Source organism: Candidatus Aquicultor sp. (assembly GCF_054640775.1).
Genome location: NZ_JBTSLF010000346.1, coordinates 1 through 2545, shown reverse-complemented (window position 1 = coordinate 2545; position 2545 = coordinate 1). Strand labels below are relative to the sequence as shown.

The window sequence follows — 2545 nt, the reverse complement described above, 5'->3', positions numbered from 1 at the left end:
TTCCCTTGGTCCGCATAGAATCAGTAATCTCCCCCCAGTTCCCGTTCCGGTTGATAACCCACAAACGAGCATGAAGGTACAGCTTGGCAAACAGCTTTACTTTGATACCCGTTTATCAAAGGACAATACGGTTAGCTGCCAGACGTGCCATAGCCCATCCTTGGGCTGGTCAGATGCAGGTCCGACAAGCACCGGTATTAATGGACAAAAAGGGCCCCGCAGAGCCCCACCTGTTTCAAACGCTGCCTATAACCCTCTGCAATTCTGGGATGGAAGAGCTGCTAGTCTTGAAGATCAGGCAGAAGGTCCTATGCAGAATCCGGTGGAGATGGGCAATACACTCGATAATGTGGTTAAGACGCTTAACAGCATTCCCGGTTACGTCGAAGAGTTTAAGCAGGTGTTTGGGACAACGCCTACCACTATCGAGCAGGTTATCAAAGCTATTGCTGCATTTGAGCGCACTGTTGTAACAACAGATTCGCCATTCGATAGATACATCGGAGGTGATAAGAAGGCTCTTACACTCCTTGAAAAACAGGGTATGGCAATCTTCAACGGCAAAGGACACTGCACTTCATGTCACTGGGGACCTAACTTCAGTGATGGTAGATTCCATAATCTTGGCGCAGTGCAAACAGGACCTTTAAATGTTGATAATGGCAGATACGATGTAACACATAATCCCAAAGATATGGGTGCATTTAAAACACCAACTGTAAGGGATGCAGGACTGCGTCCACCTTATATGCATGACGGTTCGGAAAAGACACTTGAGAGCGTAGTTGATTTCTATAACAAAGGTGGAGGCGATAATGATTCCAATCTTGATCCCTTGATCGTGCCACTTGGATTGTCGAAGGAAGAGGTCAAGGCGTTGGTCGCATTTATGCGTGTTGCATTAACAAGTAGCAATCCGGAAGTCGCTCATTTAAAACCGGTCCATGCTTCTGAGTTGCCTAAATAAGGAGGCTGCCATGAAAAAACTTTATATTTTAATATTATTGCTCATAGCTCTATCTTTTCTGATGCCGGATACGATTTATGCCATACCGGCGTTTGCACGAAAATATGGATTTACTTGCACAATGTGTCACACAGCGTATCCAAAGTTAAATGACTTTGGTCAGAGGTTCAGAGACAATGGCTATCAAATCCCCGGACAAGAAGGTTCCGAGAAAAATGTTCTTGAAATACCTCCGCCTATATCATTAAGAACATCAACGGGACTTTCTATATATGATTCAAAACAGGGTACTACTTCAGGCTTTAATGTCTACGGGCTTGATCTGCTTGCAGCGGGTGTACTTCACAAAAACATATCGTTCTTAATCGTCTATACCCCAAGAATTGATGTGCCTGCAGCGAATTATACAGGTACCAACCCATCCCAGCCGGGTTCAATGGAGTCTGCAAATATAGTATTCAGCAACATCATACAAGATGCTTTCAACCTGAGAATAGGCAGATTTGAGCCTGCTCCTCAGGTGTTCAGTTCACACCGCTCATTCTACATCATGGAGCCCTATGAAGTTTATTCTTTCATGACACCTGCAAACAGCTTTGTGTTTGCTGATAATCAAATCGGCGTTGAGGCAACAGGACATTTCAAGAACGGCTTTAAGTATGGAGTCGGTATTGTTAACGGCAACGGCGGCAATCCCGATAACAGCAACTATAAAGATGTATACCTTAACCTTATTCAAGTAATTGGTAAAGGTGATGGACAAAGTGCAGGGCAGAGGGTAGGCCTCTTTGGTTACTATGGATGGCAGCCCACTGTTTTGCCGGGAACTGTTGTTGCACCAACAGGCGAAACAAATGGCAGTGGCAACAAACCGTTTTACAGGCTCGGTGGCGATGTGAGCTTGAATTGGTCAACATTGAATCTCGAAATGCTTCTCATGCAGGGTAATGATGATAAGGCTCTCAACACATTGGTCCCCTCAACAGATTATCGATATTCGGGTGGGTTTGTAGAGGTTGATTGGGCAGCATTGATGAATAATAGACTTATAGCCTCTGTGCTTTACAACTGGGTTTCTCCGCCATCCTATGACAACGGAAGGGCTATCAAAGCATACTCCCTGCTTGTGAGGCATTATCTTGGAGACTGGACAGCGTTCAATGTCGTACTACATGGAGAGTATACTTATAGGGAAATAGGAATCACAAACCCAATCAAGGATAATCTTTTTACGATACTTGTTGACTTTGACTTTTAACTTGAGAATTCCCTGTAGTGTGATGACAAATAGAGAGAACCCCCCAAAGCCGAAACCTGCAATGAATCCGTGAATGATTGTCCACTTGGCAGGCAGCGGCAGTGATAAGTTGTACACAGCTCTGCTTCAATTCATGTTGACTTGGTTATGAAACGCTTTACCAACTAACATGTTAAATCACCTGAGATTGCGCAATGGGAATAATTATACTTCCGAATGTGTTTCGCCCTCCTTAGCATTTGATGCGTGGGCAATAAGTCCGGATTCATCAAGCGCTTCATATACTAAATCTACTGCGATGCTAAACGCAGGCATCCCGC

The 2545-nt window shown here is 44.5% G+C and carries 2 protein-coding genes; both read left to right on the top strand.

Annotation, left to right across the window (positions count from 1 at the left end; all coding sequences use genetic code 11):
• On the top strand, positions 1-967 hold a 967-nt coding region (locus tag ACYC56_RS15190; RefSeq protein WP_461375013.1), incomplete at its 5' end, for a cytochrome-c peroxidase.
• 10 nt (positions 968-977) lie between these two features.
• Positions 978-2225: a hypothetical protein gene (locus ACYC56_RS15185; RefSeq protein WP_461375012.1), complete on the top strand. Its 1248-nt coding sequence runs from the start codon at positions 978-980 to the stop codon at positions 2223-2225.
• The last annotated feature ends 320 nt before the right edge of the window (positions 2226-2545 follow it).

What these genes read in the sequence shown, in the direction of transcription:
- ACYC56_RS15185 (WP_461375012.1), top strand. Translation starts at nt 978, where the DNA reads ATGAAAAAACTTTATATTTTAATATTATTGCTCATAGCTCTATCTTTT.